The sequence below is a fragment of the Sphingomonas sp. OTU376 genome (genome assembly GCF_038440415.1).
Taxonomy (GTDB): domain Bacteria; phylum Pseudomonadota; class Alphaproteobacteria; order Sphingomonadales; family Sphingomonadaceae; genus Sphingomonas; species Sphingomonas kyeonggiensis_A.
In genome coordinates this window covers 153,569-178,842 of record NZ_JASATQ010000003.1, presented here as the reverse complement: position 1 = coordinate 178,842, position 25,274 = coordinate 153,569, and the positions used below count along the sequence as shown (strand labels likewise).

26 protein-coding genes are annotated in these 25,274 nt (G+C 67.4%); 18 read left to right on the top strand and 8 right to left on the bottom strand.

The window, feature by feature from the left end:
• Positions 1-104 precede the first annotated feature (104 nt).
• Complete coding sequence (gene recF / locus AAHM44_RS02855) at positions 105-1,250, bottom strand: DNA replication/repair protein RecF (protein ID WP_184164930.1); 1,146 nt, start codon at positions 1,248-1,250, stop codon at positions 105-107.
• A gap of 76 nt (positions 1,251-1,326) precedes the next feature.
• Between recF and AAHM44_RS02850 the strand changes: the two genes are divergently transcribed.
• Complete coding sequence (locus tag AAHM44_RS02850) at positions 1,327-2,076, top strand: hypothetical protein (RefSeq protein ID WP_184162164.1); 750 nt, start codon at positions 1,327-1,329, stop codon at positions 2,074-2,076.
• Positions 2,077-2,091: 15 nt separating this feature from the next.
• Here the strand turns inward: AAHM44_RS02850 and AAHM44_RS02845 are convergent, their stop codons facing one another.
• The gene (locus tag AAHM44_RS02845) at positions 2,092-2,856 is read right to left on the bottom strand and encodes a Coq4 family protein (RefSeq protein WP_184162160.1); all 765 of its coding nucleotides are present in this window, start codon (positions 2,854-2,856) and stop codon (positions 2,092-2,094) included.
• Positions 2,857-3,012: 156 nt separating this feature from the next.
• Between AAHM44_RS02845 and AAHM44_RS02840 the strand changes: the two genes are divergently transcribed.
• Both AAHM44_RS02840 and AAHM44_RS02835 read left to right on the top strand, forming a co-directional pair.
• Positions 3,013-3,231, top strand: a complete 219-nt coding sequence (locus AAHM44_RS02840) for a helix-turn-helix transcriptional regulator (protein WP_184162158.1) — start codon at positions 3,013-3,015, stop codon at positions 3,229-3,231.
• Complete coding sequence (locus AAHM44_RS02835; RefSeq protein WP_342248927.1) at positions 3,224-3,862, top strand: hypothetical protein; 639 nt, start codon at positions 3,224-3,226, stop codon at positions 3,860-3,862. Before AAHM44_RS02840 ends, AAHM44_RS02835 begins: the two co-directional genes overlap by 8 nt.
• A 78-nt stretch (positions 3,863-3,940) precedes the next feature.
• Here the strand turns inward: AAHM44_RS02835 and dnaN are convergent, their stop codons facing one another.
• Both dnaN and AAHM44_RS02825 read right to left on the bottom strand, forming a co-directional pair.
• Entirely contained in the window at positions 3,941-5,053 is a 1,113-nt protein-coding gene (dnaN, locus tag AAHM44_RS02830; RefSeq protein ID WP_184162153.1) for a DNA polymerase III subunit beta, read from the bottom strand.
• Between the two features lie 151 nt (positions 5,054-5,204).
• On the bottom strand, positions 5,205-5,807 hold the full coding sequence (locus AAHM44_RS02825; RefSeq protein WP_342248926.1) for an outer membrane protein: 603 nt from the start codon (positions 5,805-5,807) through the stop codon (positions 5,205-5,207).
• A 309-nt stretch (positions 5,808-6,116) separates the two neighbouring features.
• Here AAHM44_RS02825 and AAHM44_RS02820 point away from each other — a divergent pair, with 309 nt between their 5' ends.
• A complete protein-coding gene (locus AAHM44_RS02820) occupies positions 6,117-6,764 on the top strand; it encodes a histidine phosphatase family protein (protein ID WP_269573673.1) in 648 nt (215 codons plus the stop codon).
• On the top strand, positions 6,761-7,225 hold the full coding sequence (locus AAHM44_RS02815; RefSeq protein ID WP_342248925.1) for an invasion associated locus B family protein: 465 nt from the start codon (positions 6,761-6,763) through the stop codon (positions 7,223-7,225). Before AAHM44_RS02820 ends, AAHM44_RS02815 begins: the two co-directional genes overlap by 4 nt.
• 326 nt (positions 7,226-7,551) lie before the next feature.
• On the opposite strand, the gene AAHM44_RS02810 is transcribed toward AAHM44_RS02815, so the two are convergent.
• Both AAHM44_RS02810 and AAHM44_RS02805 read right to left on the bottom strand, forming a co-directional pair.
• Positions 7,552-7,974 carry a DUF4168 domain-containing protein gene (locus tag AAHM44_RS02810; protein ID WP_342248924.1) on the bottom strand — a complete coding sequence of 141 codons (423 nt, stop codon included), beginning with the start codon at positions 7,972-7,974 and terminating at the stop codon, positions 7,552-7,554.
• 105 nt (positions 7,975-8,079) lie between these two features.
• Positions 8,080-8,958, bottom strand: a complete 879-nt coding sequence (locus tag AAHM44_RS02805; protein ID WP_342248923.1) for a LysR family transcriptional regulator — start codon at positions 8,956-8,958, stop codon at positions 8,080-8,082.
• Between the two features lie 93 nt (positions 8,959-9,051).
• Here AAHM44_RS02805 and AAHM44_RS02800 point away from each other — a divergent pair, with 93 nt between their 5' ends.
• From AAHM44_RS02800 to AAHM44_RS02770, 7 genes are all read left to right on the top strand, one after another.
• On the top strand, positions 9,052-9,987 hold the full coding sequence (locus tag AAHM44_RS02800; protein ID WP_342248922.1) for an NAD-dependent epimerase/dehydratase family protein: 936 nt from the start codon (positions 9,052-9,054) through the stop codon (positions 9,985-9,987).
• A 52-nt stretch (positions 9,988-10,039) separates the two neighbouring features.
• Positions 10,040-11,224, top strand: a complete 1,185-nt coding sequence (rlmN, locus tag AAHM44_RS02795; protein WP_446745943.1) for a 23S rRNA (adenine(2503)-C(2))-methyltransferase RlmN — start codon at positions 10,040-10,042, stop codon at positions 11,222-11,224.
• Positions 11,221-11,649 (top strand): GNAT family N-acetyltransferase, encoded by a 429-nt coding sequence (locus AAHM44_RS02790; RefSeq protein ID WP_269573679.1) that lies wholly within the window; start codon positions 11,221-11,223, stop codon positions 11,647-11,649. The genes rlmN and AAHM44_RS02790 overlap by 4 nt, the downstream gene beginning before the upstream one ends.
• A gap of 42 nt (positions 11,650-11,691) precedes the next feature.
• Positions 11,692-12,450: a sulfite exporter TauE/SafE family protein gene (locus AAHM44_RS02785; RefSeq protein ID WP_342248920.1), complete on the top strand. Its 759-nt coding sequence runs from the start codon at positions 11,692-11,694 to the stop codon at positions 12,448-12,450.
• Positions 12,451-12,467: 17 nt separating this feature from the next.
• Complete coding sequence (locus AAHM44_RS02780; protein WP_269573681.1) at positions 12,468-13,160, top strand: cytochrome b/b6 domain-containing protein; 693 nt, start codon at positions 12,468-12,470, stop codon at positions 13,158-13,160.
• Positions 13,157-13,894 carry a molybdopterin-dependent oxidoreductase gene (locus AAHM44_RS02775; RefSeq protein ID WP_342248919.1) on the top strand — a complete coding sequence of 246 codons (738 nt, stop codon included), beginning with the start codon at positions 13,157-13,159 and terminating at the stop codon, positions 13,892-13,894. Before AAHM44_RS02780 ends, AAHM44_RS02775 begins: the two co-directional genes overlap by 4 nt.
• Positions 13,895-13,995: 101 nt before the next feature.
• The gene (locus AAHM44_RS02770; RefSeq protein WP_342248918.1) at positions 13,996-15,258 is read left to right on the top strand and encodes a cyclopropane-fatty-acyl-phospholipid synthase family protein; all 1,263 of its coding nucleotides are present in this window, start codon (positions 13,996-13,998) and stop codon (positions 15,256-15,258) included.
• Here AAHM44_RS02770 and AAHM44_RS02765 read toward each other — a convergent pair.
• Together AAHM44_RS02765 and AAHM44_RS02760 are read right to left on the bottom strand one after the other, a co-directional pair.
• A complete protein-coding gene (locus tag AAHM44_RS02765) occupies positions 15,246-15,665 on the bottom strand; it encodes a DUF1801 domain-containing protein (RefSeq protein WP_342248917.1) in 420 nt (139 codons plus the stop codon). The two genes, AAHM44_RS02770 and AAHM44_RS02765, sit on opposite strands and share 13 nt — an antisense overlap.
• Positions 15,666-15,675: 10 nt before the next feature.
• On the bottom strand, positions 15,676-16,545 hold the full coding sequence (locus AAHM44_RS02760) for a hypothetical protein (protein WP_342248916.1): 870 nt from the start codon (positions 16,543-16,545) through the stop codon (positions 15,676-15,678).
• A gap of 119 nt (positions 16,546-16,664) precedes the next feature.
• Here AAHM44_RS02760 and AAHM44_RS02755 point away from each other — a divergent pair, with 119 nt between their 5' ends.
• From AAHM44_RS02755 to AAHM44_RS02730, 6 genes are all read left to right on the top strand, one after another.
• Positions 16,665-17,882, top strand: coding sequence for an argininosuccinate synthase (locus tag AAHM44_RS02755; protein WP_184162124.1), 1,218 nt, complete (start codon positions 16,665-16,667; stop codon positions 17,880-17,882).
• A 123-nt stretch (positions 17,883-18,005) separates the two neighbouring features.
• A complete protein-coding gene (locus AAHM44_RS02750; RefSeq protein WP_342248915.1) occupies positions 18,006-18,839 on the top strand; it encodes a hypothetical protein in 834 nt (277 codons plus the stop codon).
• 102 nt (positions 18,840-18,941) lie between these two features.
• Entirely contained in the window at positions 18,942-20,069 is a 1,128-nt protein-coding gene (locus AAHM44_RS02745; protein ID WP_342248914.1) for a Vgb family protein, read from the top strand.
• A gap of 54 nt (positions 20,070-20,123) precedes the next feature.
• Positions 20,124-21,833: a hypothetical protein gene (locus AAHM44_RS02740; protein ID WP_342248913.1), complete on the top strand. Its 1,710-nt coding sequence runs from the start codon at positions 20,124-20,126 to the stop codon at positions 21,831-21,833.
• A 5-nt stretch (positions 21,834-21,838) separates the two neighbouring features.
• Positions 21,839-23,353: a hypothetical protein gene (locus AAHM44_RS02735; RefSeq protein WP_342248912.1), complete on the top strand. Its 1,515-nt coding sequence runs from the start codon at positions 21,839-21,841 to the stop codon at positions 23,351-23,353.
• A gap of 65 nt (positions 23,354-23,418) precedes the next feature.
• Positions 23,419-25,200: a hypothetical protein gene (locus AAHM44_RS02730; protein ID WP_269573690.1), complete on the top strand. Its 1,782-nt coding sequence runs from the start codon at positions 23,419-23,421 to the stop codon at positions 25,198-25,200.
• Positions 25,201-25,274: the final 74 nt, after the last annotated feature.

The window sequence follows — 25,274 nt, the reverse complement described above, 5'->3', positions numbered from 1 at the left end:
CCGCCCCCCCCCCCCCCCGCGCCCCCCCGCCCGGGCCCCCCCGCCCCCCCCCCCCCCCCCCCCCCCCCCCCCCCCCCCCCCCGGGGAGCACCTGGTATCCTCAGCTACTCGACCGAAACCGCCCCATCGCTGACCCGATACCGCGTCGCACCCCCGGGAACCGCCTCGAACAAGGCCGGCTCGGTCCCCGTCATCCACACCTGCCCGCGGCCTTCCAGCCGTTCGAACAGTGCCGCACGCCGGCCCGGGTCGAGATGCGCCGCGACTTCGTCGAGCAGCAGGATCGGTGCGCGGGCCACGCGCTCGGCGACCAGCTCGGCATGGGCGAGGACGAGCCCAAGCAGCAGAGCCTTCTGCTCGCCGGTGGAGCAGAGATGCGCCGCCTGATTCTTCCCCAGATGCGTGACGAGCAGGTCGGCGCGGTGCGGACCCGCCAGCGTGCGGCCCGCCGCCGCGTCGCGCCGGCGACCGGCCGCCAGCTCGCGGGCGAGCGCGTCGGCATCGCCTTGCCAGCCTTCCAGTGCCAGCCCCGCCCGCGCGAACGGTCCCTCGGGCTGCGCCGCCAGCCGCTCGGCCAGCGCCACGACCAGCGCACGCCGGGCGGCATCGATCGCCGCGCCATGCTCGGCCATCCGCGCCTCGAGCGCGGTCAGCCAGTCGGGGTCTGGCGCGGCATCCTCCGCCAGCAGCCGATTGCGCTCGCGCATCGCGGCTTCGTATCGGGTCGAATGGTGCGCATGGCCGGGGCTCAGCGCCAGCGTCAGCCGGTCGAGGAAGCGCCGCCGCTCGCCCGCCGCATCGACGAACAGCCGGTCCATTGCCGGCGTGAGCCACAGAACGCTCACCCATTCGGCCAGGCTGGTGGCGGCGGCGGTCGCGCCGTTGATCCGCACCAGCCGCCGTTCGGGCGCGCTCGCCTGCGTGCCGGTGCCTATATCTACAAGCCCCTCCCCTTCAGGGGAGGGGTTGGGGGTGGGGGAAGTCTCACCGAGTGCGCCGCGCCTGGGCATTGCGGGAGGGGCTGTCAGCCGCGCCGCCACGCCGAACCCGCCGCTGCCGCCCTGCCGCGCCATCTCGGTCAGCGGCGCGCGGCGCAGGCCCCGGCCGGGGGCGAGCAGCGAGAGCGCCTCCAGCACATTGGTCTTCCCCGCGCCATTCTCGCCGCTCAGCACCACGAAGCCGGGCCCGGGCACGAGCACGGCGTCTTCATGGTTGCGGAAGTCGGTCAGGACGAGGCGGGACACTGCCATTTCCCGCCGATAGCCGCTATTGCCGCCGCGCGCGACATCGCGGATGATCGCCGGCGTCGAATAAGGGGGTTCCACCATGCGTACCAAGCTGTTCCTTGCCACGATCCTGGCGCTCGCGCCGATGCCGGCGCTGGCCGACGTCACCGCGCGCTACAATGCCGGCGGCAAGGAGCTGGTGATCGAAGTCGATGACGGGGGCAATTCGCGGCTCGACGTCGGCGGCAAGTTCACGATCATCCACCGCGACGGCGTCGACTATATCGCCGTCACCGACAAGGAAGGCACCAAGGTCTTCGAGCTCCAGGCGATGGTCGATCTGGTCAAGGGCTTCATCCCCAAGAGCGAGGATCCCAAGGCCAAGGAGTTCCAGTTCGGCATCGCGCCGGGCACCGCCGCGGTCGTCGCCGGCCAGCAGGGCGAGGCGTGGAAGCTGCTGATGCTCAAGGGCGACGAGGCTTCGAAGAAGAAGCATATCGAGATGGTGGTCAGCGCCGACCCCAGGCTCACGCCCGTCGGCAATGTGTTCCGCCGCGCGATCGACACGGTGAACAGCTTCTTCGGTGCGATGTTCCCCGAGGAGACCGGCTTCTCCGCGCGTCTGACCGAGCTGTTCGCCAAGGGCACGCCGCTGCGCGTCACGCCGATCGAGGAAGGTGCGGCCAAGCAGGACGGCCCGCTGATCGAGTTCAAGTCGCTCGACACCGCCGAGATCGACGCCAAGCATTTCGAGCTGCCCGCGCCCGTCACGTCGGCCGACGAGATCTTCGGTGCGATGGACGCGCTGATGAAGCCGAACGCCGGCGGCGCGATCAAGGACCTGCCGTAAGCAAGGGCGCGGGGTTTAGATCCCCTTCAGGCCGGCCGCTTCCAGGCTGGCCTGCGCCTTGCGGTACCTGACCGGATCGCCGATGTTCAGCCGCTTGCGGACCTGATCGAGCGGCTCGGCGAGCAAGGTCTCATAGTCCTCGCCGTGCAGCCACTGCGCGGCCTTGCCGTGGCGATAACCCTCGATCACGGCCTTGAAGAAATCCAGCTTGCGGGTGATGCGGATGCTCTTGAGCGCCGCGCCCATGCCGATGAACCCCCAGCCGAGCCCACCGGTCTGCGCATAGGAGAAAGCGACCAGGCAGGCCTCGCCCAGATGCTCGTCGGCCTGGTAGCCGGTGATCACGTGCCACAAATCGTGGATGTCGCGCTCGCGCCGGCCCATCCAGGCATAGGGGTGCTGGATATCGGCGTTCTGGAACGCGCCCTCGGCCATGCTCACCGCGACCAGCCCGTCGGCCGAATAGCCGGTCGAATCGAGGAAGTTGCGATAGGCCGCGCCCACCGTGCCCTCGGCGAAGCCTTCGATCCAGGCGCGGTCGCCCAGCCGCTCGGCCATCTCGACATGCTGGAACGCGATCCGCCCGCCATTGGGCATGGTCAGCAGCTTGCGATAGCTCTTCTGCGTCGCGTCGCCGTTGAGCGCGCGCATGATCCGGAAGACCTGCTCGGTATCGTCGCCATTGGCGAGCAGCCGCCCCAGCGCACGGAACGCCGTGCCCCATTCCCGCTTCATCGGGATGCCGGGGTTGAAGACCTGCGGAGCGGGCTGGGTGGCCATATGCGATTCCTTACTGACAAGAGTGTCAATACAGGAGTCGGGTCCGGGAATCAATGCTGCCGTAGCGGAAACCCGAGCTGACAAGAGTTCTTGACACCCGCTGCTGGCTTATGACAAGAACTCTTGTCATATGGTACAGAGTTCTGGACACCGCGCATGAAGAACCGGCTGCGCGTGCTGCGGGCCGAGGCCGGCCTCAGCCAGGGCGACCTGGCCGGGCTGCTCGGCGTCTCGCGCCAGACGATCAATGCGGTCGAGACCGACAAATATGACCCGAGCCTGCCGCTGGCGATGCGGCTTTCGAAGATCTTTGGAGTGCCCATCGATGTCATCTTCCTCGACGACTGGACCCCGCCCGAGCTCCCCAATGGCTAGTTCCGGGACCCGCCGCCGGCTCGTCCGCGCCGCGGTCGGCGCCGTGTTCGGTCTCGTTCTCGGCTTCGCCGCCGGGCAGTTCGGCCTGTTCGACTGGATCGCGCAAATGCCGGGCGAGGACATCGCCTCGACCGTGCTCGCCGCGCTGCTGCTGCTCCTCGGCCTGTTCGCGCTTGTCGCCGCGTCGAGCAGCACGCTCTATCGCCGCATGGCCGAGAATTATCAGGAGGGCGATCCGCTCGACGGCACGGTGCTGCGCTATCTGCGGCTCAACGGCATCGGCCTGCTCCTCGGCGCGGCGCTGCTGCTCGCCCCGCCGCTCGCGGTCCGCTTCGGCTATACCGGCGATGCGGCGATCCCGGTCGCGATCGGCCTCGCCGTGCTGCTCGCGCTCCAGGTCTGGCTCAACGCCCGGATCCGGCGCGGCAGCGACGAGCTCACCCGTGCCGCGCTGGCCGAGGCGTCGATCGCCAGCTTCTGGCTGACCCAGCTCGGCCTGTTCGGCTGGGCGGCGCTCGCCAAACTCGGCCTGGTCGCGGAGGTCAGCCTGTGGACGCTGATGACGATCTCGACGGCGATCTATCTGGTCGTGTCGATCGTCGCGGCGATCCGCCGGGGCATGTTCGCCTGATCCGTCGAGCCTGATACGAAGAAGCCGGTGCGGGATGGTCCCGCACCGGCTTTTTTCATGTCCGCAATCGCCGTGCGATCAGACGCGCATCGGCATCAGCACGTACAGCGCCGGCGACTTGTCGTTCTCGCGGATCAGCGTCGGCGCCGCGGCGTCGGCCAGATGGACTTCCACCAAATCGCCTTCGATCTGGTTGAGGATGTCCATCAGGTAGCGGCTGTTGAAGCCGATCTCGAAGGGCAGGGCGGCATAGTCGCCCGGGACCTCTTCGGCCGCCGCGCCATTCTCCGGGCTGGTCACCGAGAGGATGATCTTGTCGCGCTCCAGCGCCATCTTCACCGCGCGGGTCTTCTCGGTCGCGATGGTCGAGACGCGGTCGACGCCTTCCATGAAGCTCTTCGGATCGAGCTTGAGCAGCTTGTCGTTCCCCGTCGGGATCACGCGCGTGTAATCCGGGAAGGTACCGTCGATCAGCTTCGAGGTCAGGATCGCCTGGCCCAGATCGAAGCGGATCTTCGAGGCCGAGAGCGACACGCCGATCGAGCCGTCGACTTCCTCGAGCAGCTTGCGCAGCTCGCCCACGCACTTGCGCGGCACGATCACGCCCGGCATCGCATCGGCGCCGTCCGGACGCGCCACGGTGACGCGGGCGAGGCGGTGGCCGTCGGTGGCGGCGGCGCGCAGCACCGGCGTCGCCTCGTCGACGACATGCAGATAGATGCCGTTGAGATAATAGCGCGTCTCTTCGGTCGAGATCGCGAAGCGGGTCTTGTCGATGATCTGCTTGAGCGTCTCGGCCGGCAGCTCGAACACGGTCGGCAGCTCGCCCTCGGCGATCATCGGGAAATCGTCGCGCGGCAGCGTCGACAGCGTGAAGCGCGCGCGCCCGGCATTGACGGTGATGCGGCCTTCCGCGGCGGTCAGCTCGACCTGCGCGCCCTCGGGCAGCTTGCGCACGATGTCGAACAGCGTGTGCGCCGGCACGGTGATCGCGCCCGGCTGGTCAACCGCCGCCGAGATCGTCTCGTCGATCTGCAGGTCGAGGTCGGTCGCCATCAGGCGCAGCGCGCCGCCCGGCTGTGCCTCGATCAGCACGTTGGAGAGAATGGGGATCGTGTTGCGCCGCTCGACCACGGACTGGACGTGGCTCAAGCCCCTCAACAGAGTTGCGCGTTCGATCGTCGCCTTCATCAAGAACCCCCGGGGCAGCTATCGCCCGAATCTGAACCCGCTTGCGGGAATTTTCCGGACCATACCCTTAACGGTAAAAAGGGCCGGAGCAAGCGCTCCGGCCCTATAGTTCACACCTTAAATGCGTAGTTAATGCGTCGCGGCAGCGATCTTAGAAGCGCACGCCCACGCCGCCGAGCACCTGGTGGCGCTTGGCATCGATGCCGGCATCGTCATCCTTGTACTGCGAATAGCGGTATTCGCCCTTCAGATAGACCTTGTCGTTGAGCTTCACCTCGGCGCCCGCGCCCAGGCGCCAGCCATCGACATTGTCGTCGAAGCGGACGTCGGTGGTGCCGGAGGTGTAGCGGCTGTTGAGCTTGGCGTTGGTGTAGCCGCCCTTGGCATAGATCAGGGCGTTGCCGCCCACGGTGAAGCCGGCGCGTGCGCCGACATAGAGGTCGCGGCCGGTGCTCAGCCGGGCGCTGTCGCCGGCCACGATCACGTTGTTCTCGGTGCGGCGCGCGGTCGAGCCGGTGATTTCGCCTTCGACGCCCAGCACGGCGCTGCCGGCCTGGAAGTCATAGCCGATCTGGCCGCCATAGAGCGCGCCGTCGACGCCGCCCGTATTGTCGCCCTTCACATGGTCCCAGCCGACCACGGCTTCGGCACGCGGGCCGGTGAAGCCGGCATCGGTGCTCTGGGCGAAGGCGGGAGCGGCAAAGGCGGTGCCGGCGAGCAGGGTCGCGGCGGCGGCGATGAACTTGGTACGCATAACGGAACTCCTTGGGTACGCACCCATGCTGTCCGGCATGGGCAGGGTTCAAAACCGGGGGAGGCCCGCGCTGTTTCATGAACCCCAGATAAACAACAAAAAGCGTGACTTACGGGCAACAGGTCAGGCGCCTGTCGCGCGGTCAGACCGATGCGTCGCTTGTGTTGGACATGGTACCTCCCTCTTTTCGTTGCGCCCCGACCGGGGCTGGTGTGGTACTGGGCTACTGCACCTGATCGGGAGATGAACCAAAGGGGGCGCAAATTGGGCACTTGCCTTTCCGCTGCCATGCGGGCTTGTGAGCAAGTGATGACGACCCAGCGCAAAGGCCGCGATTTCATCGCCCGCCACGGTGAGACCGTGTTCAACATCGCCCGGCGCATGCAGGGCGATCATCCCCATACCCCGCTCACCCGCGCCGGCTTCGCCCAGGCCGATGCGATGGGTGCCGCATTGCGCGAGATCCTCGGGCCGAAGCCGAAGCTTACCCTATGGTCGTCGAGCGCCGGCCGCGCGCTGCAGACGCTGGCGGTGATCGCCGAGCATCTCGAGCTCGACTGGCACCAGGCCCGGCATGACGACCGACTGGTCGAGATCGGCATGGGCGAATGGAGCGGCCGCTATTATGCCGATCTGATGGACGAGGCCCCCGGCTTCCTCGACATCGAGCACGGCCTCTACACCCGTCCGCCGCCGGGCGGCGAATGGTATGACGGTATCGCGGTGCGCGTTTCGTCCTGGCTCGCCGACACTGATGAAGACCCGGGCGATAGGCTGGTGATCATGCACGGCATGTCGAGCCGGGTGCTGCGCGGGGTGATGACCGGCCTGCCGGTCTCGCCCGCATTCGGCGCCCCCGTCGCGCGCGATCTGCCGCAGGGCTCGGTGGTGCGGATCGAGGGCGGGGTGGAAACCGTGGTGCATCTCGGCACCGGCCGCGGCGCCGCCCCGGCATGAGCGCGCTGGCGCTCCTTCTCCTGTTGCAGGCGCAGACGCGCACCCCGCTTGGCACGTTCGACAGCTGGGGCGCCTTCCGCGATTCCTCGCCGCTGCGCTGCTTCGCCATCGCCCAGCCGGTCGAGAAATATCGCGAGGCGAAACCCTTCGCCAGCATCGCCAGCTGGCCGCGCGACGGGGTGCGCAACCAGCTCCATATCCGCCTGAGCCGCACCCGTGCCGGCAATGCCCGCGTCACCCTTTCGATCGGCGAGCGCCGCTTCGAGCTCCAGGCGGGCGACGCCGATGCCTGGGCACCCGATGCTCGCACCGATGCTGCGATCGTCGTGGCGATGCGTTCGGGCCGCAGCATGAGCGTCGAGACGGTCGGCGCCAACGGCGCGCCCTTCGCCGACAGCTATGCGCTGAAAGGCGCGGCAACCGCGATCGACGCGGCGGCGCTGGGCTGCGCGGGGCGGTAGGGCAGGGGTTCCGGGGAGGCCTCATAATCCCCCGTCATGCTGAATAATCCCCTGTCATGCTGAACTTGTTTCAGCATCCAACCCTCCACCAAGGATACCGCCTGAGGCACGTTGGACCCTGAAACAAGTTCAGGGTGACGGGTTTCCTTAGGCTGAGCTGGAGAAACCAGAATTGCCATCGTCACCCCGGCCTTGCGCCGGGGTCCCGCTACCTGCTCCCAAACCAAGAAGAAGCGGGATCCCGGCGCAAGGCCGGGATGACGGAACGAAAAAAGCGGACCGCTCCCAAGGAAGCGATCCGCCACAGTGTCCGTAGTGACAATCGTTTACGGCTGCTTCGCCGCGGCGCCGCCGCCCGAGGCCGCGAGCTTGTCGGTCGCCGCCTTCTGGATGCGCTGGTTGAGCGCTGCGTCGCCCTGCATCGCCTGGCCGATCGCGTTGAAGCGCTCCGAGCTCAGGCCTGCCGAGGAAGCGGCGGCCGCCATCTTGGCGCCCTTGTCGGCTTCCGGCGTGGCGGTGTCCTTGCGGATCTTCTCGATCTCGAGCGCGGCGGTGGCGAACTGGCCGACCTCGGCGTCGGTCACCGTCGCATTGGTTGCCGGTGCGGTAGCTGCCGGTGCCGCCGGAGCGGTCGTCTGTGCAGCCGGGGCGTCCGGCGTCGCCGGGGTCGTCTGCGGTGCGGTCTGCGCCATGGCGGCCGGCGCAAGGGCCAGCGTCGTGCCGGCAAGGATCGTGGCGATAAGCTTCATTACAGCACTCCAAACACACAAAGAACTCGCCCCCAGGAACGCAAGGCTGGGGTCCCGGGATGCATGGCCGCAAGCAAAGCGCGGTGTGTCGTGGCCTGTGCGGGGCTAGCCGAGATAGGTCCTGAGACCGGTTACGAGCGCGTCGAACACCGTCCGCACCCGTGCCAGCCCGCGCAGATCCTCATGGCAGACCACCCAGGTTTCGAGGGGAAGTTCGAAGTCCGGAAGGAGACGGACCAGTCCGTCGCGCGCGCCGATCGGTACCTGGCACACCCCGATTCCCAGTCCCGCGCGGATCGCGGCGAGCTGGGCATGGTCGCTTTCGGCGCGGAAGCTGAAGTCGGCGATTCGTACGGGGAAGTTTGCTTCCTGCACCTGGCGAAGCATCGCCGAGTCGCGTTCGGGCCCGATCAGCCGGTGCCCGGCCAGGTCCTCGAAGCCTGTGGGGAAGGGTCGTCCGGCCAGGTAATCGGGGTGGGCATGCACACCCAGCGGCACCGCGCCGATGCGCCTGGCGACCAGCGCTTCCTGCTTCGGCGGCACCATCCGCACCGCGACATCGGCCTCGCGGCGCAGCACGTCCTCGTTGCGGTTGCTGGGGCTCAGCGCAATCACCAGCCGCGGATGTTGGCGCTGCACCTCGCGCAGGATGGCGGGAAGCACCTCCACCGCGATCACTTCGCTGGCGGTGATCCGCACCGTGCCGGCCACTTCGTCGGGCGCGGCGGAGGCAGTGCGAACAAAAGCGTCCGAAGCGAGTGCCATGGCGCGGGCATGCTCGTGCAGCGCCTGTCCCCTCTCCGTGGGGGTGAGCCCGCCGGGAGATCGGGTGAACAGCGCCGTGCCCAGCGCGGCCTCCAGTGCCAATATCCGCGTCCGAACCGTCGGTTGCGCAACGTTCAGATGTCGCGCCGCGCCCGACAGGCTCCCCGTCTCCAGCACCGCCAGAAAGGCGCGCTGCTGCTCCCAATCCACCTCGCTCATCAATTTTGTATAGGCGACATGCAAAGGTTCGACAATTTTCTTTAAGGTCCGATTCGGTTACTCCCGCAACCATTGGCAGCAATGGAGGACGGAATGGACAGGACGGCTTTGGTGCTCGGCGCGACCGGTGGGGTAGGCGGCGAGACCGCCCGGGCGCTGCTCGCGCATGGCTGGAAGGTGCGTGGGCTGGTCCGCGGTCTGCGCCCTGGGCTCGACCCGAATATCACATGGTTCGAAGGGGATGCGATGATCCGGGCGGACGTGCTGGCCGCGGCCAAGGGCGTCGATGCGCTGGTCCATGCGGTCAATCCGCCGGGCTATCGCGACTGGGGCAAGCTGGTCCTGCCGATGATCGAGAGCAGCATCGAGGCCGCCTGGGCCAATGATGCACGGCTCGCCCTGCCGGGGACGATCTACAATTACGACCCCGCGGCACAGCCGGTCGCCCGGGTCGACTCGCCCCAGGAACCGGCCACCCGCAAGGGGCTGATTCGCAAGGCGATGGAGGCGCGAATCGAGGATTCGGGGGTGCGCGCGCTGATCCTGCGCGCCGGCGACTATTATGGCCCCCGGCCCGGCAATGGCTGGCTTTCCCAGGGCATGATTACCCCCGGCAAGCCGGTCGGCGCAGTCACCTATCCGGGCAGCAAGGGCGCGGGGCACGCCTGGGCCTATCTCCCTGACGTAGCGGAGACTTTCGCCCGTCTGCTCGATCGCGAGACCGAGCTGCCCCGCTTCGCCCGCTATCATTTCGCCGGTCATTGGGACGGCGACGGCACCGCGCTGGTGGCCGCCATCGGCGCCGCGCTCGGCCGCAAGGTCAAGGCGAAGCCGCTCCCCTGGGCCCTGCTCCCGCTCGCCGCGCCCTTCAATCCGACGATCCGCGAGCTGCTGGAAATGCGCCCTTTCTGGGCCCACCCCATGCGCCTCGACAATCGCGAGCTGGTCGCCTTCCTTGGCGAGGAACCTCGCACCGATCTGGTCGAATCGCTGCGGGTCACGCTCAAGGGGCTGGGGTCACTGGAATAATCGCGCGGGATAGACTATGTGCGCGGCCATGCAGACAGTCTCGGCCGCGCCCATGCCCATTCCCGGGCACATCGATCCCGTGCCCGTGCCCCGCCCCGCGGTGGTGCGCGAGGACGGCCGTACCGACCTGATCGGCCTCACCCGCGACCAGATGCGCGCGGTGCTCGCCGATGCCGGGCTCGAGCCCAAGCAGGCCAAGCTGCGCTCCAAGCAGATCTGGCACTGGATCTACAATCGCGGCGCCACCGAATTCTCGGCGATGACCGATATCGCCAAGGCGCAGCACCCGTGGCTGGAAGAGCGGTTCGTGATCGGCCGCCCCGAAGTGGTCGAGGCGCAGGTCTCCACCGACGGCACGCGCAAGTGGCTGCTCCGCTCGGCGGACGGCCAGGATTACGAGATGGTCTTCATCCCCGATGCGGACCGCGGCACGCTCTGCGTCTCCTCGCAGGTCGGCTGCACGCTCAACTGCCGCTTCTGCCACACCGGCACGATGCGGCTGGTGCGCAACCTCACCGCCGGCGAGATCGTCAGCCAGGTGATGCTGGCGCGCGACGCGCTCGGCGAATGGCCGAGCCAGCCCGAGGGCCGCATGCTCACCAACATCGTGATGATGGGCATGGGCGAGCCGCTCTACAATTTCGACAATGTCCGCGATGGCCTGTCGATCGTCATGGACGGCGACGGCCTGGCGCTGTCGAAGCGCCGCATCACCCTGTCGACCTCGGGGGTGGTGCCGATGATGGCCCGCGCCGGCGAGGAGATCGGCGTGAACCTCGCGGTGTCGCTCCACGCGGTCACCAAGGAAGTCCGCGACGAGATCGTGCCCCTGAACAGGAAGTACGGCATCGAGGAGCTGCTCCAGGCCTGCGCCGATTATCCCGGCGCCAACAATGCCCGTCGCATCACCTTCGAATATGTGATGCTCAAGGACAAGAACGACAGCGATGCCGAGGCGCGTGAGCTGGTCCGCCTGCTCAAGAAGTATGATCTGCCCGCCAAGGTGAACCTGATCCCGTTCAATCCCTGGCCCGGCGCGCCCTATGACACCTCGACGCCCGAGCGTGTCCGTGCCTTCTCGAACATCATCTTCGAGGCAGGCATCTCGGCGCCGGTCCGCACCCCGCGCGGCCGCGACATCGACGCCGCCTGCGGCCAGCTCAAGACCGCGGCCGAGAAGAAGAGCCGCGCCCAGCTCGACCGCGAGGCCGAGGAAAAGATGGCGGCGCTCGGTTGAGTTCCAGCGTCGCGATCGAACGGGTCGCGACGCTCGATCCGGCATGGCTTGCCGGTTGCGATTTCGCCTTTGACCCGTCGGGCAGGGCCTATCCCTTCGACAACGCCTTCGCGGTGCCCCGCGCGGCACGGATGCTGGCGCTGGCCCGGGTCGATGGCCAGGTCGCGGGCTACATCGCCTGCACCCGCGACGGCGATTCGGCTGAAGTGCGCCGCATCGAGATCGATCGCGTCCGGCGCGGCCAGGGTGTGGGCCAATGCTTGCTCGGCGAAGCCCGGGCCTGGGCTGGCGAACAGGGCCTGTCCGCGCTTCGCCTCGAGACGCTGGCCGATAATCCCGAGGCGGGCCGTTTCTTCGCGCGCCATGGCTTTGTCCGCACTCAGGCGGCGGACGCGCTGCACTGGCATCTGCCGCTCCAGCCCTAGAAACTCCTCGACAAGTGTCGACCGTCACGGGAAGGGGGCCCTGTGCTGGACCTTTCCGACCTGATCCTCGCCGCCGTGGCCGGCACGCTGGGTGGCGCGATGAACGCGCTGGCGGGGGGCGGTACCTTCGCGACCCTGCCCGCGCTGATCGCGCTCGGCCTGCCCTCGAACATCGCCAACGCCACTTCGAATGTCGCGCTGCTTCCCGGTGCAGGCGCGAGCGCCTGGGCCTATCGCGACGAGCTGGCCCCGGTCGGCGGCATGCCGGTGCGCGTGCTGGCCGGGATCACCTTTGCCGGCGGGCTGGTCGGGAGCACGCTGCTGGTGCTCACGCCCACCCGCGCCTTCGACCTCATCATCCCCTGGCTGCTGCTGTTCGCGCTGGTGGTGATGCTCTTCGGCAAGCGCGCCTCTGACTGGCTGCACGCCCGCGTCACCATCGGCCCGCGCACCCTGGTGACCGCGCAGAGCCTGCTGGGCGTCTATGGCGGCTATTTCGGCGGCGGGGTGGGGCTGATCACCACTGCGGTCTACGGCCTGCTGGCAGCGGCCGACCCGCGCTCGCTCTTCTCGATCCGCACGCTGATGCTCGCCGTCGCCAATTTCGCGGCGGCCTTCATCTTCATCGGCATGGGCATGGTGCGCTGGACCGCCTGCCTGCCGATGCTGCTCGGCGGGATCCTGGGCGGCTGGCTCGGCGCCTGGGTCGGCAAGAAGCTCTCGCACCGGCTGGTGCGGATATGGACCTTGCTGGTGACCGCGGGCACCACCATTGTCTTCTTCATGCGCGCTTACGGATGATGCGCTAGGGAGGGACCATGCAGGTCTATCGCCACCGGCTGATCACGCGCCTCTGGCACTGGCTCAACGCGCTTGCCGTGCTGGTGATGATCCCCAGCGGGCTGATGATCTTCAACGCCCATCCCCGGCTCTACTGGGGCAATTACGGCGCGAACTTCGACCATGCCTGGCTCAAGCTGCCGCAATGGCCCGGCTGGCTGACCCTGCCTTCCAGCTATGACCTGGCCGGCGCGCGGCACTGGCACCTGGCCTTCGCGCTGGTGCTTGCCTTCTCGCTGCTGGTCTATCTGTCCTGGAGCCTGCTCAACCGCCACATCCAGCGAGACCTGCGCATCCGCAGGGCCGAGCTGGCGCCGGCGCATCTCGCGCAGGATCTCGAGGCACACTGGCAGCTGCGCTTCCACGATCCCGCCGATCCGAAGGCGTACAACATCTTCCAGAAGGCCAGTTATGCCGGGGTGCTCTTCATCCTGCTGCCCCTGTTGATCTTCACCGGCCTCGCGCTCGCACCCGGCATGTGGCCCTGGCTGGCCGACATGTTCGGCGGCCGGCAATCGGCGCGCTCGCTCCATTTCATCGCGATGGCGCTGCTCAGCCTGTTCACGGTGGTGCATTTGACGCTGGTGATCCTCGCCGGTCCCGTCAACGAGGTTCGCTCGATGATCACCGGCTGGTGGAAGACGCCCGAGGACCTGGAGGAAGCGGCATGATCACCCGGCGAGGCCTGATCGTCTCCGGCGGTGCGACCCTGCTCGCCGGCTGCGATGCCTGGACGGGCAGCCCGGTGCTGCTCGATGCCGACGAAGCGCATCGCTATCTCCAGCGCGCGGTGGTCGGCCGCGGCGCGCTCGCCGCCGAGTTCCGTCCCGAGCAGCGCAGCCCACGCTTCCGCACCAACGGCACCAACAATCCGAACACGCCCGAGTACAACGCCCTCGCCGCCAATCGCTTCGCCGACTGGCGGCTGCAGGTGGGCGGGATGGTCCGGCAACCGCTGTCGCTCAGCCTCGCCCAGCTCCGCTCGCTGCCCCAGCGCGCCCAGATCACCCGCCACGATTGTGTCGAGGGCTGGAGCGCGATCGGCAAATGGCAGGGGCCGCGGCTGGAGGAGGTGCTCCGCCTCGCCGGCCTCAGGGACGGCGTCCGCTACATCGTCTTCCACTGCGCCGATGTCTTCGGCCAGCGCCATATCCCCTATTACGAATCGATCGACCTGATCGATGCCTTCCATCCCCAGACCATCCTCGCCTGGTCGATGAACGACCAGGCGCTGGGCGTGGGGCATGGCGCGCCGCTGCGGCTGCGGGTCGAGCGCCAGCTCGGCTACAAGCACGCAAAATACGTCATGCGCATCGAAGCGGTGGCCAGCCTGGCCGGAATCGGCCGGGGCAAGGGCGGCTTCTGGGAGGATATCGCCGGCTATGAATGGTACGCCGGCATCTGATTGTGTCGGATTCTTCGCAGGTGCGGAAATATTGCGGAAATCCCGTACATCCCTAAGGTGCTTATGGGGGGCTGTTAACCCTGGATGGTGGTGACGGCTAAATGGCGTTGATTGATCGTTTTTTCGCACGCGCAATCAAGCGCGGACAACTGACCGCCATCCACGCGGATGGCACGCAACGGGTTTTCGGTGAACCGGACGCCACACTCAAGCCGGTAACGGTCCGTTTCGGAGCGCGCGCGGTGCGTCGCATCCTGCGCGATCCTTCGCTCGGTGCCGCCGAGTCGTTCATGGACGGCGACATGGTCATCGAACATGGCGACATCTTCGACATGGTGGTGCTGTTCGCCGCGAACAATCTCTGGGAGGACAATAGCTCGGCCCTGTCGCCCAGCGCCTTCAAGGCGGTGCTGGACAAGCTGATGTTCCGCATCGGGCGGATCAACATGCAGCACCGTTCTAAGAAGAACGTCGCGCATCATTACGACCTGTCGGGCAAGCTCTACGATCTCTTCCTTGATACCGATCGCCAATATAGCTGCGCCTATTTCAGTGGGCCGGGCATCAGCCTCGAGCAGGCCCAGCTCGACAAGAAGGCGCACATCGTCGCCAAGCTGGCGATCGGGCCGGGCATGAAGGTGCTCGACATCGGCTGCGGCTGGGGCGGCATGGCGCTCTACATCCACCAGAAGACCGGCGCCGAGGTGCTGGGCGTCACTTTGTCCGAGGAACAGCTCAAGGTCGCTCGCCAGCGCGCGCTCGATGCGGGCGTGGCGGACAAGGTGAAGTTCGAGCTGATCGACTATCGCAACCTCAGCGGCCAGTTCGACCGGATCGTTTCGGTCGGCATGTTCGAGCATGTCGGTACGCCGCATTACCGCACCTTCTTCCGCAAGGTGCGCGAGCTGCTGACGCCGGAAGGCGTGATGCTGCTCCACACGATCGGCCGCGCCGGCGGCCCCGGCGTCACCGATGCGTTCACGCTCAAATACATCTTCCCCGGCGGCTATATCCCGGCGCTGTCCGAGATCGCCAAGGGCTATGAGGGGCTGCGCTACTTCATGACCGATGTGGAGGTGCTGCGCCTTCATTATGCCGAGACGCTACGGCACTGGTACGAGCGCGCCGTCGCCTCGCGTGATGCGATCGTCGGCCTGTACGACGAGCGCTTCTACCGGATGTGGTGCTTCTACCTGGCCGGCTGCCATGTCAGCTTCCAATATGGCGGCCTGGTCAACTACCAGCTGCAATTCTCGCGCTCGCGCGACGCGTTGCCGCTCACCCGCGATTACATGTTCGAGGGCGAGCGCGCGCTGCACGAGCCGCACAAGGTGACCCTCCGTCAGGCCGGTCAGGCGGGGTAGGTCACGTCCATATGGGCAATGGCGGTGCGGGTGATCTCCTCCAGCACCGCCAGGTCCACATCGGCGAGCTTGCGGACATAGAGGCAGCTCTTGCCGGTCCGGTGCTTGCCCAGCCTGGCGAGCAGCGGTTCCTGCTCGGGCTGGCCGGTCAGCACATAGAGCACTGTCTCCGCCTTGCGCGGCGAGAAGCCGATCCGGCACATCTCGCCCGAATGGCCGCTGTCATAGGTGTAGCGGTAGCTGCCGAAGCCGATGATCGTCGGCCCCCACATTCTGGGTTCCTCGCCGGTCAGCCGCCGCAGCATCTCGCAGACGGTCTCCGCATCGGCGCGGCGCACGGGATCGGGCACCGCGGCGATGAAATCCGCCACCTTCACTTCCGTCGCCCTGGTCTTGAGCTCGGCCATTGCCCGTCTCCTATCGCCAGCCTGCCGGCGCACGGCGCAGCTTGCTGATGTTCGATTCCCGCATCGTTTTCACCAGCTCCGGGAAGCCACCCAGCATGCCGGGCCGTGGCCCCTCGATCGCGCGGATCAGGCCCGGCACGTCGCACCGGGCATCATAATAGCAGTAGAGCTTGATATGCTCCTCGGCGGCGCGGAGCAGCACCCCTTTGCCCGGATCATCCTTCACGAGCCCGTGTAGCGCTTCCAGCCGCTTCTCGGGCGCCTGGACTCTGGCCAGCCGGGTATCGTTGCCATCATTGCGGCGCAGGAAACTGGCCCAGGCCGCAGGGCCGTCCCGCAATGCCGCCGGTCCCCAGCCAGGCTCGCGCGCCTGCATCAATTGCGCGGCAAGGCGGAAGCCCTGCGGTCCGATCTCGACCACATAGGGCATCGTCACGGTCTCCGCGAAGCCGCCAAAGGCATAGGCCGAGCTGAAGTCGTAGAGCAGCATCACCGGGCGCGGATATCCGGGCAGGCGGCGCCAGCTCGATTCCCCATAGTCCTGCTGCGCCAGCCGGGTCGCGATCACACCGCCCTTGCCGTTGGTGCGGAAAACGACCTGCGTGAAGCAGCAATGCGCGCCGCCTGTCCAATAGCTGCTGGCCAGCTCCGGTTGTCCGTCGCCATCCAGGTCGAGCACCTTGAACCCATCCCAGCGCAGGGCGTCCGGTTGATCGAACCGGCGGACGAGGCCCCCGGCGCGGCAAAAGGAAATCGTGACGCCGTCCATCCCCTCGGGGGCTTCGTGGCGGCGCATTGTCATGCCCTGCCAGGTCATGATCCGCTCGCCGCGGGGGCAGGGCGTCGCAGCCAGGAATAGCAGCGGCAGCAATAAAGCCATGGGCGCGTCTTCCCCTCCCGAGTCGTATCCGTAGAGCATGCCCCAGCCACAAAACTTGCGGAAGCGGCGCATGGACCCTAGAGCGCCCCGGTTTTCCCGCACATCCTTCGGAGTCGCCCATGTCAGACAAGATCAACCGCGTCGTGCTCGCCTATTCGGGCGGCCTGGACACGAGCGTGATCCTGAAATGGCTCCAGCAGGAATATCAGTGCGAGGTCGTGACCTTCACGGCCGACCTTGGCCAGGGCGAGGAGCTCGAGCCGGCGCGCAAAAAGGCCGAGATGGCCGGCGTGAAGCCCGAGCACATCTTCATTGACGATCTGCGCGAGGAGTTCGTCAAGGACTTCGTCTTCCCGATGATGCGCGCCAACGCGCTCTATGAGGGCCTGTATCTCCTCGGCACCTCGATCGCGCGCCCGCTGATCGCCAAGCGCCAGATCGAGATCGCCAAGCTGGTGAACGCCGACGCGGTCAGCCACGGCGCCACCGGCAAGGGCAATGACCAGGTCCGCTTCGAGCTCGGCTATTACGCGCTCAATCCGGACATCAAGGTGATCGCGCCCTGGCGCGAGTGGGACCTGACCAGCCGCACCAAGCTGATCGAGTTCGCCGAGAAGCACCAGATCCCGGTCGCCAAGGACAAGCGCGGCGAATCGCCCTTCTCGACCGACGCGAACCTTCTCCACACCTCGTCCGAGGGCAAGGTGCTCGAGGATCCGTGGGAGGAAGTGCCCGACTATGTCTATTCGCGCACGGTGAACCCGGAAGACGCGCCGAACGAGCCGGAAGTTATCACGATCGATTTCGAGCGTGGCGACGGCGTGGCGTTGAACGGCGTGGCGATGAGCCCGGCCACCCTGCTCACCGCGCTCAACGAGCTCGGCCGCAAGCACGGCATCGGCCGTCTCGACCTGGTCGAGAACCGCTTCGTCGGCATGAAGTCGCGCGGCATGTACGAGACGCCGGGCGGCACCATCTATCACCTCGCGCACCGTGGCATCGAGCAGATCACCCTCGATCGCGGCGCCGCGCACCTCAAGGACGAGCTGGCACCGCGCTATGCCGAGCTGATCTATAACGGCTTCTGGTTCGCGCCGGAGCGCGAGATGCTCCAGGCCGCGATCGACTATAGCCAGGAAAAGGTCACCGGCACCGTCCGCCTCAAGCTCTACAAGGGCAGCGTGAACGTCACCGGCCGCAAGTCGCCGTACAGCCTGTACTCGGAGAAGGTCGTGACCTTCGAGGACGACCAGGGCGCGTACGACCAGCGCGACGCGGCGGGCTTCATCAAGCTCAACGCGCTCCGCCTGCGCCTGCTGGGTCGCCGCGAGGGCTGATCCCAATATGCGGCGGGCGCCTTGGTGCGCCCGCCGTAACTATGTCCGGTTCGGACATGGTTCCCGTCCGTTCCGGCGGCACTCTGTTATCGCTTTGTTCTCATCGATTCGAGGGGAAGCGAGATGGCGATCAGGCGGCGGACGGCGGTTTTGGGGGCGTGCGGCGCCCTGCTCTCCGGCACGGGATGCAGCGCTCAGGTCAGCAACGAGCAGCGCTTCGTTGCCGAGATGATCCGGCAGATTCAGCAGCGGGTACCCGGCGTCACCGTCGTGCAGCGCGATGATCCGCTGTCGGTATCGCTCAAGGGTGGCGGCCGGACCGAAAGCACGCTGAACTTCCACCGCGTCTATGGCTATTGCCGCCACGCTCCGGCCGCGGATTGCACGGCGGTGCGGACCGAATTCCTCGACAAGGTTCTGCGGAACCCGATGCCGCCGGCGCCGACTCCGGAATCGTTGCGGATCGCTGTGCGCGACGCGCAATATGTGCGGCACGTCCCGGCGATCGTCGCGGAGCCGATCGGCGAGGATCTGTTCGCGGTGCTGGTGTCCAACGCCCCGGACAGCGTATCGACGGTGCCGCCAGAGGCGCTCGGCACGCTCAAGCTCACCCGCGGTCAGGCCTGGGCGCGCGCCTGGCAGCAGACCCGAGCTGGGCTTCCCGCGCTGCCCAGCCCTTCCGCCATGGCGCAGAACCCGGTCCTCTTCGCGGAGCAGCCCTATCTCGCCACGTTGCTTGCCGACACCAAGGCCTGGCGTGCCATCGCCGATGTCGCCGGACCCGAGTTGTTCGTCACCGTCGTCGCGGACGACATGGTCTTCGTCGCCCGCATGCCCGACGGACCCCGGCTAGAGCAGTTCAAGCAGACGGTGCGCGAGGATTGCGCCAGCCAGCAGCGCTGCATCTCGCCGAATCTGTATCGCTTCCGCGATGGCCGTTGGATCGTGTCGCGCTGACGGCCGCGATATTGCCGAAACCGATGCTTCTCCCGATGGCCGCGCATTGTGCGATCATAGGGCCAGGCATAGCTTCCTCCGCGACTTTCAGGGGGAACGGCTATGCACGACATGTCGATGCATCACGGCATGGATCACATGGATCACGGTGCGGCGATCGATACGACGCCGTGCGTCGCCGGACAGGTGATCGAATATCCGCTGGCCTGGCCCGGGGCCGCGCCGACCAGCGGCTGCGCCGCCGCCGATTCCACCCATTGCTGTGTCGAGGGCGGCGGTTCGACGCATGAGCTGGTCTATGACCAGCGGCATGGTGGCGAGGTGTTCTGGGTCTCGGGCCAGAATTACGACCACATCGCCCGGGTGACGCTCGACGGGCAGGCAACCTATTTCGCCATGCCGAAGGGCAGCCTGCCGCACGGCATCAAGTTCGATCTCCACGGGCAGCTCTGGGTGACGTTCGAAGGGCATGGCCAGCTCGCCCGGATCGATCCGGACGGCAGCATCGTCCGGCTCGTCGATGTCCGCCTCCACGGCCCCGGCATCGATCCGCCGATCAACACGCGTCCGCACGGGCTCGGCATCGGGTTGGACGGTGCGCTTTGGTTTACCGGCAAGCTCACCAACACGGTGGGCCGCGTCGATCCGCACAGCTTCGAAGTGCGCCATTATGCGCTGCCGACTCTGGGTGCGGTGCCGATCTATCTCGCCGCGGCGCCGGACGGCGCGATGTGGTGCACCGAGCTGACCAGCAGCAGGATCGCGCGCATCCCGGCGGAGGGCGGTGCGCCGGTCGAGATCGCCATTCCCACCGCCAACAGCCGCCCGATCGCGATCGTTCCGGGGCCGGATGGTCGCATGTGGTTCGGCGAGGAAGCCGGCGGCAAGGTCGGCCGGGTCGAGGCGGACGGATCGATCACCGAATTCCCGGTGCCGCTCACTGCGGCGAACGCCATCCTGGCGGGGCTGGCCTTTGACGATCAGGGCAATCTCTGGGTCCAGCAATATGTTAGCCCGCCACCGAGCGGGCCGGTGGCCGACGACTATATCGTCCGCCTCTCAGCCGACATCCTCCATGCCGAGAGGGGCGACCTGAGCGGGGTCGATATCCGCTATTATCGCGCGCCGTCGCGCGGCACGGTGATGCACCGTATCGTCCAGGGGCCGGACGGCGACATCTGGTTCAGCGAGCTGGGCATCAACCGGATCGGCAAGGTGCGGATCGCGTGAGGCCCGGAAGCGGCTTCTAACGCGCGATTAACCAAAACGGCCTAGCGTGCGGGCATGGAAACGAGCCCGCACCGAGCAGTGTGGCGCGACCTGTGCGTCGCGCTGCTGCTGACTATGGTGCTGGGTGTGGCCTGGGCGCTGCGCGACTGGCAGGATCTCGCCGCGCTGCGCCTGCCCGATACCGACGACATGGTCCGGCTCCAACAAGTTCGCGACTGGCTCGGCGGCCAGGCATTCGCCGATCTCGCCCAGCATCGCCTAGGCGCCGCGCCCGGGCTGGAGATGCACTGGTCGCGGCTCGCCGACCTGGTGCCCGCCGCGCTGATTCTCGCGCTCACCCCGCTGCTGGGCGCGCACGCCGCGACGCTGGCGGCGCTCACCGTTTCGCCCGCCCTGTTGTTCTTCGCCGCGCTGGTGCTGACGGGCGCGATCGCCCGGCGCCTCGGCGCGCCGTCGGCCACCGCGATCCTGCTCGCTGCCCTGGCTTATCCGGCGATCAGTCTGTTCATGCCCGGCCGCATCGATCACCATGCGCTGCAGATGGTGCTGCTCTTGCTGCTGGTCCATGCCCTGCTCGGCACCGGAAGCTTCCGCGCCGGCATGATCGCGGCCCTGGCGATCACCGCATCACTGGTCGTCGGTTTGGAGACGGTGCCGCTGCTCGCGGTGGCCGGCGCCGCAATGGTGATCCTATGGGTCACGGACGCTCCCGGTGCTGGCAGCCGCCTGTTTGGTTTCGGTCTTGTCCTGCCGCTCGCGCTGGTCGGGGCGGGGGTGGTATTCCGCACCAGCGGCTGGAATGTTTTCGCCTGTGACGGCTTCACCGGCCTGCTATGGCGCGCCGCCCAGTGCGCCGCACTGGCGCCGCTCGGCCTCGCTCTGTTTGCCATATCCGCTCCGCGCAGCCTGCGCGCACGGTTGATCGCCACTGGTATTGCCGGCCTGTTCGTCCTGGTCGCGATGTTGGCGTTCGCCCCCCAATGCCTCCATCCCTATGGCGCGGTCGATCCGCTGCTTGCCCGGCTCTGGCTGGCCGAGGTCGGCGAGGCGCAGCCCCTGTTCGCAGCCCCTCCGGCCAGCGCCATCGCCTATGCCGGCCTTGCGCTGGTCGGCCTTCTCGCCAGCGCCCGCATCGCCTGGAAGTCTCGCAGCCCGGGTTGGTGGCTGCTCGTCGCGCTCCAGCTGGCCAGCCTCGCGATCACCCTGCTCCAGCTCCGCGGCGCCTATGCCGGCGCGCTGCTCGCGGCTCCCGCGCTGGCGGTGACGATCACCGCGGCCCGCGCGCGCAACGCCCTGGCGCTGGCCGGTGCCTGGATCGCTGCCACCGGCATCCTCTATCCGATCGCCGCCGCCGCGCTCTTCCCGCCGAAAGTCGAACCCGGCCCGAACTGCACCGCGCCCGATGCGCTTGCCCGGCTCGCCGCGCTTCCGCCCGGCCGCCTGCTCACACCGCTCGATCTCGGTGCCTATGCTCTCGCCGCGACGCCGCACCGCGTGATCGCCGCACCCTATCACCGCAACAACCAGGGGAACCGTGCCATGTACGACTTCTTCATGCGCCAGCCTGCCCAGTCCGAAGCGATCGCCCGTGCATGGGGCGTCGACTATGTCGCCTTCTGCCCCGGCGACCTCGACCATATGGCGAAATCCGCCCAGCCCGAGAGCCTTGCCGCGCAGCTTGGCCGCGGGGTAATCCCCGAATGGCTGGTGCCGCTCGACAAGGGCGACGCACCGCGCATTTACCGGATCGGCACGCGGCATTGATCGACATGGAACGGCCCGAACTGGAATGGTGGCAGACCCGCTGGTTCGCGCTCGCCGCGATCCTGGCTGCTGCCGTGCCACTGCTCTGGCCGAGCCCGCCGCCGCTGCTCGACCTGCCGGGCCATATGGCCCGCTACCGGGTGATGCTCGGCACCGACGCCGCGACGCTCAACCAGTGGTACGAGTTCCACTGGCGCGCGATCGGCTATCTCGGCGTCGATGTGCTGGTGTACCTGCTCGCGCCCTTGCTCGGGCTCGAGCCGGCGGTGAAGCTGATCGTCGTCGCCATCCCGATGCTCACCGTGGCGGGCCTATTGTGGGTCTCGCGCGAGGCGCATGGCCGGGTGCAGCCCGCGGCGCTGTTCGCGCTGCCGCTCGCCTACAGCATGATCTTTCTCTACGGCTTCCTGAACTACACGCTGGCCATGGCGCTGGCGCTCAACGCCTTCGCCTTGTGGCTGCGCCTCGGCCGCCAGCAGCGCCTCCGCCTGCGTGCCGCGTTGTTCGTGCCGATCGCCTGGCTCATCTGGGGGGCGCACCTGTTCGGCTGGCTGGTGCTCGGCTGCTTCGCCTTCCTGTCCGACCTGATGCGCGAGCGTGCCGCCGGGCGCGGCTGGATCGCGGCGATCTGGTGGGCCGGCCTGAACTGCCTGCCGCTCGCACTTCCCTTCGTCATGCTGCTGCGCTGGACCCCCGGCGACGGCGCCGGCACCAGCGACTGGCTGGAGAGCTTCCGGCTCAAGCCCGGCTGGATCGGCATGGTGCTGCGCGATCGCTGGGAATGGTTCGACGTCGCCTCGGTCGCGACGATCGGCCTGCTGCTCTACCACGCCGCCCGCTCGCCCAAATGGCGGTTCGCGCCGCAGCTGGGCGTGGTGACGCTCGGTCTGTGCGCCGCCTTTGTCGTGATGCCGTTCGGCACCGCCTATGCCGATGCCCGGCTGGCACCCTATGGCGTGATGATGGCGCTGCTCGCGGTGGTGCCGCGCGCCGAGGCGGGCCGGCACGATCTGCGCCGGATGGCGATGATCGGCCTGGTCTTCTGCCTGATCCGCATCGCCGGCACCTTCACCAGCATGACGATCGAGGCGCGCGACTGGGATCGCCACCTCGCCGTGGTCGAGCACATCCCTTATGGTAGCCGCGTCGCCGGCTTCGTCACCAACAATTGCAAGCCGCCCTGGGCGCTGTTCCGCAAGAACCACCTGCCGAGCATGGTCGTGGTCCGCCGCGGCGCGTTCGCCAATGACCAGTTCGACCTCGGCTCGACCGGGCTGATGCATGTCATCGCCCCGGGGGTGAAGGGCTATGCGGTGGATCCGTCGGAGATGATCACCAACCGGCCCTGCGCAACGGGAGCGGGACTGCGCGACCTGCGCGGTGCGCTCGCCGGGCTGCCACGCGGCCGGTTCGACTATGTCTGGCTGATCGAACCGCAGATCGATGATCCGCGCGTGCTGGCCGAGCTTTCGGAGGTCTGGAGCGACGGCACCGACCATCTCTACCGGGTGCACCGCTGATTCCCATCGGATTCATAGACAAGACTGGCTTGTAGGCACGGCCATGCTCGGCCTAAAGAGCCACGATGGACAGGGGCGACGCGTTGCAATGGTGGCAGACACGATGGTTCGTGGCGCTCTGCACCTTCATAGCCATTATTCCGCTGATCTGGCCGACCATCCCTCCGCTGGTCGATCTGCCGGGTCACATGGGGCGCTACCGTGTCCAGTTCACCTATGACCAATATCCCTTCCTCCAGGAATGGTACGACTTCCGCTGGAGCCTGATGGGCAATCTGGGCGTCGACCTGCTGGTCATCCCGCTCCATTATGTCTTCGGGCTCGAGCTGGCGGTGAAGATCATCGTCGTCGCGATTCCGGCGATGACCGTGGCGGGCATGCTGTGGATTGCACGCGAAGTGCATGGCCGGATCCCGGCGACCGCATTGTTCGCGCTGCCGCTCGCCTATGCCTTCCCCTTCCATTTCGGCTTCGTCAATTTCGCGCTGTCGATGGCGTTCGCGCTGCTCGCCTTCGGCTGGTGGCTGCGGCTGGCGCGGCTCGGCAAGTTCACCTTCCGCACGCTGGTGTTCGTGCCGGTCTCGGTGCTGATCTGGGTCTGCCACACCTATGGCTGGGGCCTGCTCGGCGTGCTCGCCTTCTCGGCCGAGCTGATCCGCCAGCACGATCTGCGCCGCAATCCGGAGCTGCCCTGGTACAAGGATATCGTCGGCGGCTGGATCCTTCCCTGCTTCTTTGCCGGCTTGCAGTGCATCGTGCTCGTCCCGCCCGCCGTGATGATGGTTCTGTGGCGCTCGGGCGACCATGTCTCGGGCCAGACCTTCGACATGTTCAACTGGCGCGCGAAGATGCTCTGGATCACCCAGGTCTTCCGCGATCGCTGGCAGCTGTTCGACCTCGCCTCGGTCGGCGTGCTGTTCCTGCTGCTGTTCAAGGCGGTGCGCGATCCGAACATCCAATATTCGCGCAACCTCGCGCTGTCCGCGATCTTCCTGACCCTGGTCTATGCGCTGCTGCCGCGCGTCGTGTTCGGCTCGGCCTATGCGGACATGCGCCTGGTGCCGTTCCTGCTGGCGATCGGCATCCTCGCGATCCGGCCCAAGCCCGGCCTGTCGATCCGTGGCGCCGCCACCGTCGCGGCACTCGGCATGGCGTTCTTCTGCGTCCGCATCGGTGCGACGACCTGGAGCTTCCTGCTCTACAGCGGCACCTATGATCGCGAACTGAAGGCGCTCGAGCATCTGCCGCAGGGCGCCCGCCTGATCACCTTTGTCGGCGAGACCTGCCGCTACGAGTGGAAGCAGACCCGCCTCCAGCACGTCCCCGCGCTCGCGCTGGAGCGCAAGCTCGCCTATACCAACGACCAATGGTCGATGGCCGGCGGCCAGTTGCTCACTGTGCGCTACGAAGCAGCCAAGCGCTTCGCCCATGATCCCTCGCAGATCGTCACCGACGTGCAGTGCCCGCGCGAATATTGGCGTCCGGTCGCCTGGGCGCTGGCCCGCTTCCCGCGCGATGCGTTCGACTATGTCTGGATGATCGAGACGCCGAACTATGATCCGCGCTTCGAGCAGGGCCTGATCCCGCTATGGCGCGACGGCGCCAGCGCGCTGTTCAAGATCGATCATTCGGTGCCGGCGCCGGTGATCAAGCCCGGCGAGCTGCCGGTGCCGCGCTGGGAACGCGACATCATCCTGCGCGAAGGCCATGGCGGCGAAAGCCGCCTACCCGATCCCGAGGCGAGCCCGGTGCCCGAGCCGATCGAATCGCCGGTGCCGACGCCTGAGCCTACGCCGTCGCCCAGCCCGACGCACAAGGCGGCGAAGCACAAGAAGGCAAAACACTAGGGCATACGGCATTCAGCCATTGCGATTCCCCGGCGCTCGCCGGGGAGCGAGATAGCTATTCGGCAGACTGAATC

Excerpts from the sequence above, each read along its gene's own strand:
- AAHM44_RS02750 (WP_342248915.1), top strand. The coding sequence starts at position 18,006 with ATGGCGATCAGGCGGCGGACGGCGGTTTTGGGGGCGTGCGGCGCCCTG.
- AAHM44_RS02780 (WP_269573681.1), top strand. The coding sequence starts at position 12,468 with ATGCAGGTCTATCGCCACCGGCTGATCACGCGCCTCTGGCACTGGCTC.
- AAHM44_RS02760 (WP_342248916.1), bottom strand. The coding sequence starts at position 16,545 with ATGGCTTTATTGCTGCCGCTGCTATTCCTGGCTGCGACGCCCTGCCCC.
- AAHM44_RS02775 (WP_342248919.1), top strand. The coding sequence starts at position 13,157 with ATGATCACCCGGCGAGGCCTGATCGTCTCCGGCGGTGCGACCCTGCTC.
- AAHM44_RS02745 (WP_342248914.1), top strand. The coding sequence starts at position 18,942 with ATGCACGACATGTCGATGCATCACGGCATGGATCACATGGATCACGGT.
- AAHM44_RS02845 (WP_184162160.1), bottom strand. The coding sequence starts at position 2,856 with ATGGCCACCCAGCCCGCTCCGCAGGTCTTCAACCCCGGCATCCCGATG.
- AAHM44_RS02740 (WP_342248913.1), top strand. The coding sequence starts at position 20,124 with ATGGAAACGAGCCCGCACCGAGCAGTGTGGCGCGACCTGTGCGTCGCG.
- AAHM44_RS02850 (WP_184162164.1), top strand. The coding sequence starts at position 1,327 with ATGCGTACCAAGCTGTTCCTTGCCACGATCCTGGCGCTCGCGCCGATG.
- dnaN (WP_184162153.1), bottom strand. The coding sequence starts at position 5,053 with ATGAAGGCGACGATCGAACGCGCAACTCTGTTGAGGGGCTTGAGCCAC.
- AAHM44_RS02800 (WP_342248922.1), top strand. The coding sequence starts at position 9,052 with ATGGACAGGACGGCTTTGGTGCTCGGCGCGACCGGTGGGGTAGGCGGC.
- recF (WP_184164930.1), bottom strand. The coding sequence starts at position 1,250 with ATGGCAGTGTCCCGCCTCGTCCTGACCGACTTCCGCAACCATGAAGAC.
- AAHM44_RS02730 (WP_269573690.1), top strand. The coding sequence starts at position 23,419 with ATGGACAGGGGCGACGCGTTGCAATGGTGGCAGACACGATGGTTCGTG.
- AAHM44_RS02810 (WP_342248924.1), bottom strand. The coding sequence starts at position 7,974 with ATGAAGCTTATCGCCACGATCCTTGCCGGCACGACGCTGGCCCTTGCG.
- AAHM44_RS02815 (WP_342248925.1), top strand. The coding sequence starts at position 6,761 with ATGAGCGCGCTGGCGCTCCTTCTCCTGTTGCAGGCGCAGACGCGCACC.
- AAHM44_RS02765 (WP_342248917.1), bottom strand. The coding sequence starts at position 15,665 with ATGGCCGAGCTCAAGACCAGGGCGACGGAAGTGAAGGTGGCGGATTTC.
- rlmN (WP_446745943.1), top strand. The coding sequence starts at position 10,040 with ATGCCCATTCCCGGGCACATCGATCCCGTGCCCGTGCCCCGCCCCGCG.
- AAHM44_RS02805 (WP_342248923.1), bottom strand. The coding sequence starts at position 8,958 with ATGAGCGAGGTGGATTGGGAGCAGCAGCGCGCCTTTCTGGCGGTGCTG.
- AAHM44_RS02820 (WP_269573673.1), top strand. The coding sequence starts at position 6,117 with ATGACGACCCAGCGCAAAGGCCGCGATTTCATCGCCCGCCACGGTGAG.
- AAHM44_RS02825 (WP_342248926.1), bottom strand. The coding sequence starts at position 5,807 with ATGCGTACCAAGTTCATCGCCGCCGCCGCGACCCTGCTCGCCGGCACC.
- AAHM44_RS02840 (WP_184162158.1), top strand. The coding sequence starts at position 3,013 with ATGAAGAACCGGCTGCGCGTGCTGCGGGCCGAGGCCGGCCTCAGCCAG.
- AAHM44_RS02835 (WP_342248927.1), top strand. The coding sequence starts at position 3,224 with ATGGCTAGTTCCGGGACCCGCCGCCGGCTCGTCCGCGCCGCGGTCGGC.
- AAHM44_RS02770 (WP_342248918.1), top strand. The coding sequence starts at position 13,996 with ATGGCGTTGATTGATCGTTTTTTCGCACGCGCAATCAAGCGCGGACAA.
- AAHM44_RS02755 (WP_184162124.1), top strand. The coding sequence starts at position 16,665 with ATGTCAGACAAGATCAACCGCGTCGTGCTCGCCTATTCGGGCGGCCTG.
- AAHM44_RS02735 (WP_342248912.1), top strand. The coding sequence starts at position 21,839 with ATGGAACGGCCCGAACTGGAATGGTGGCAGACCCGCTGGTTCGCGCTC.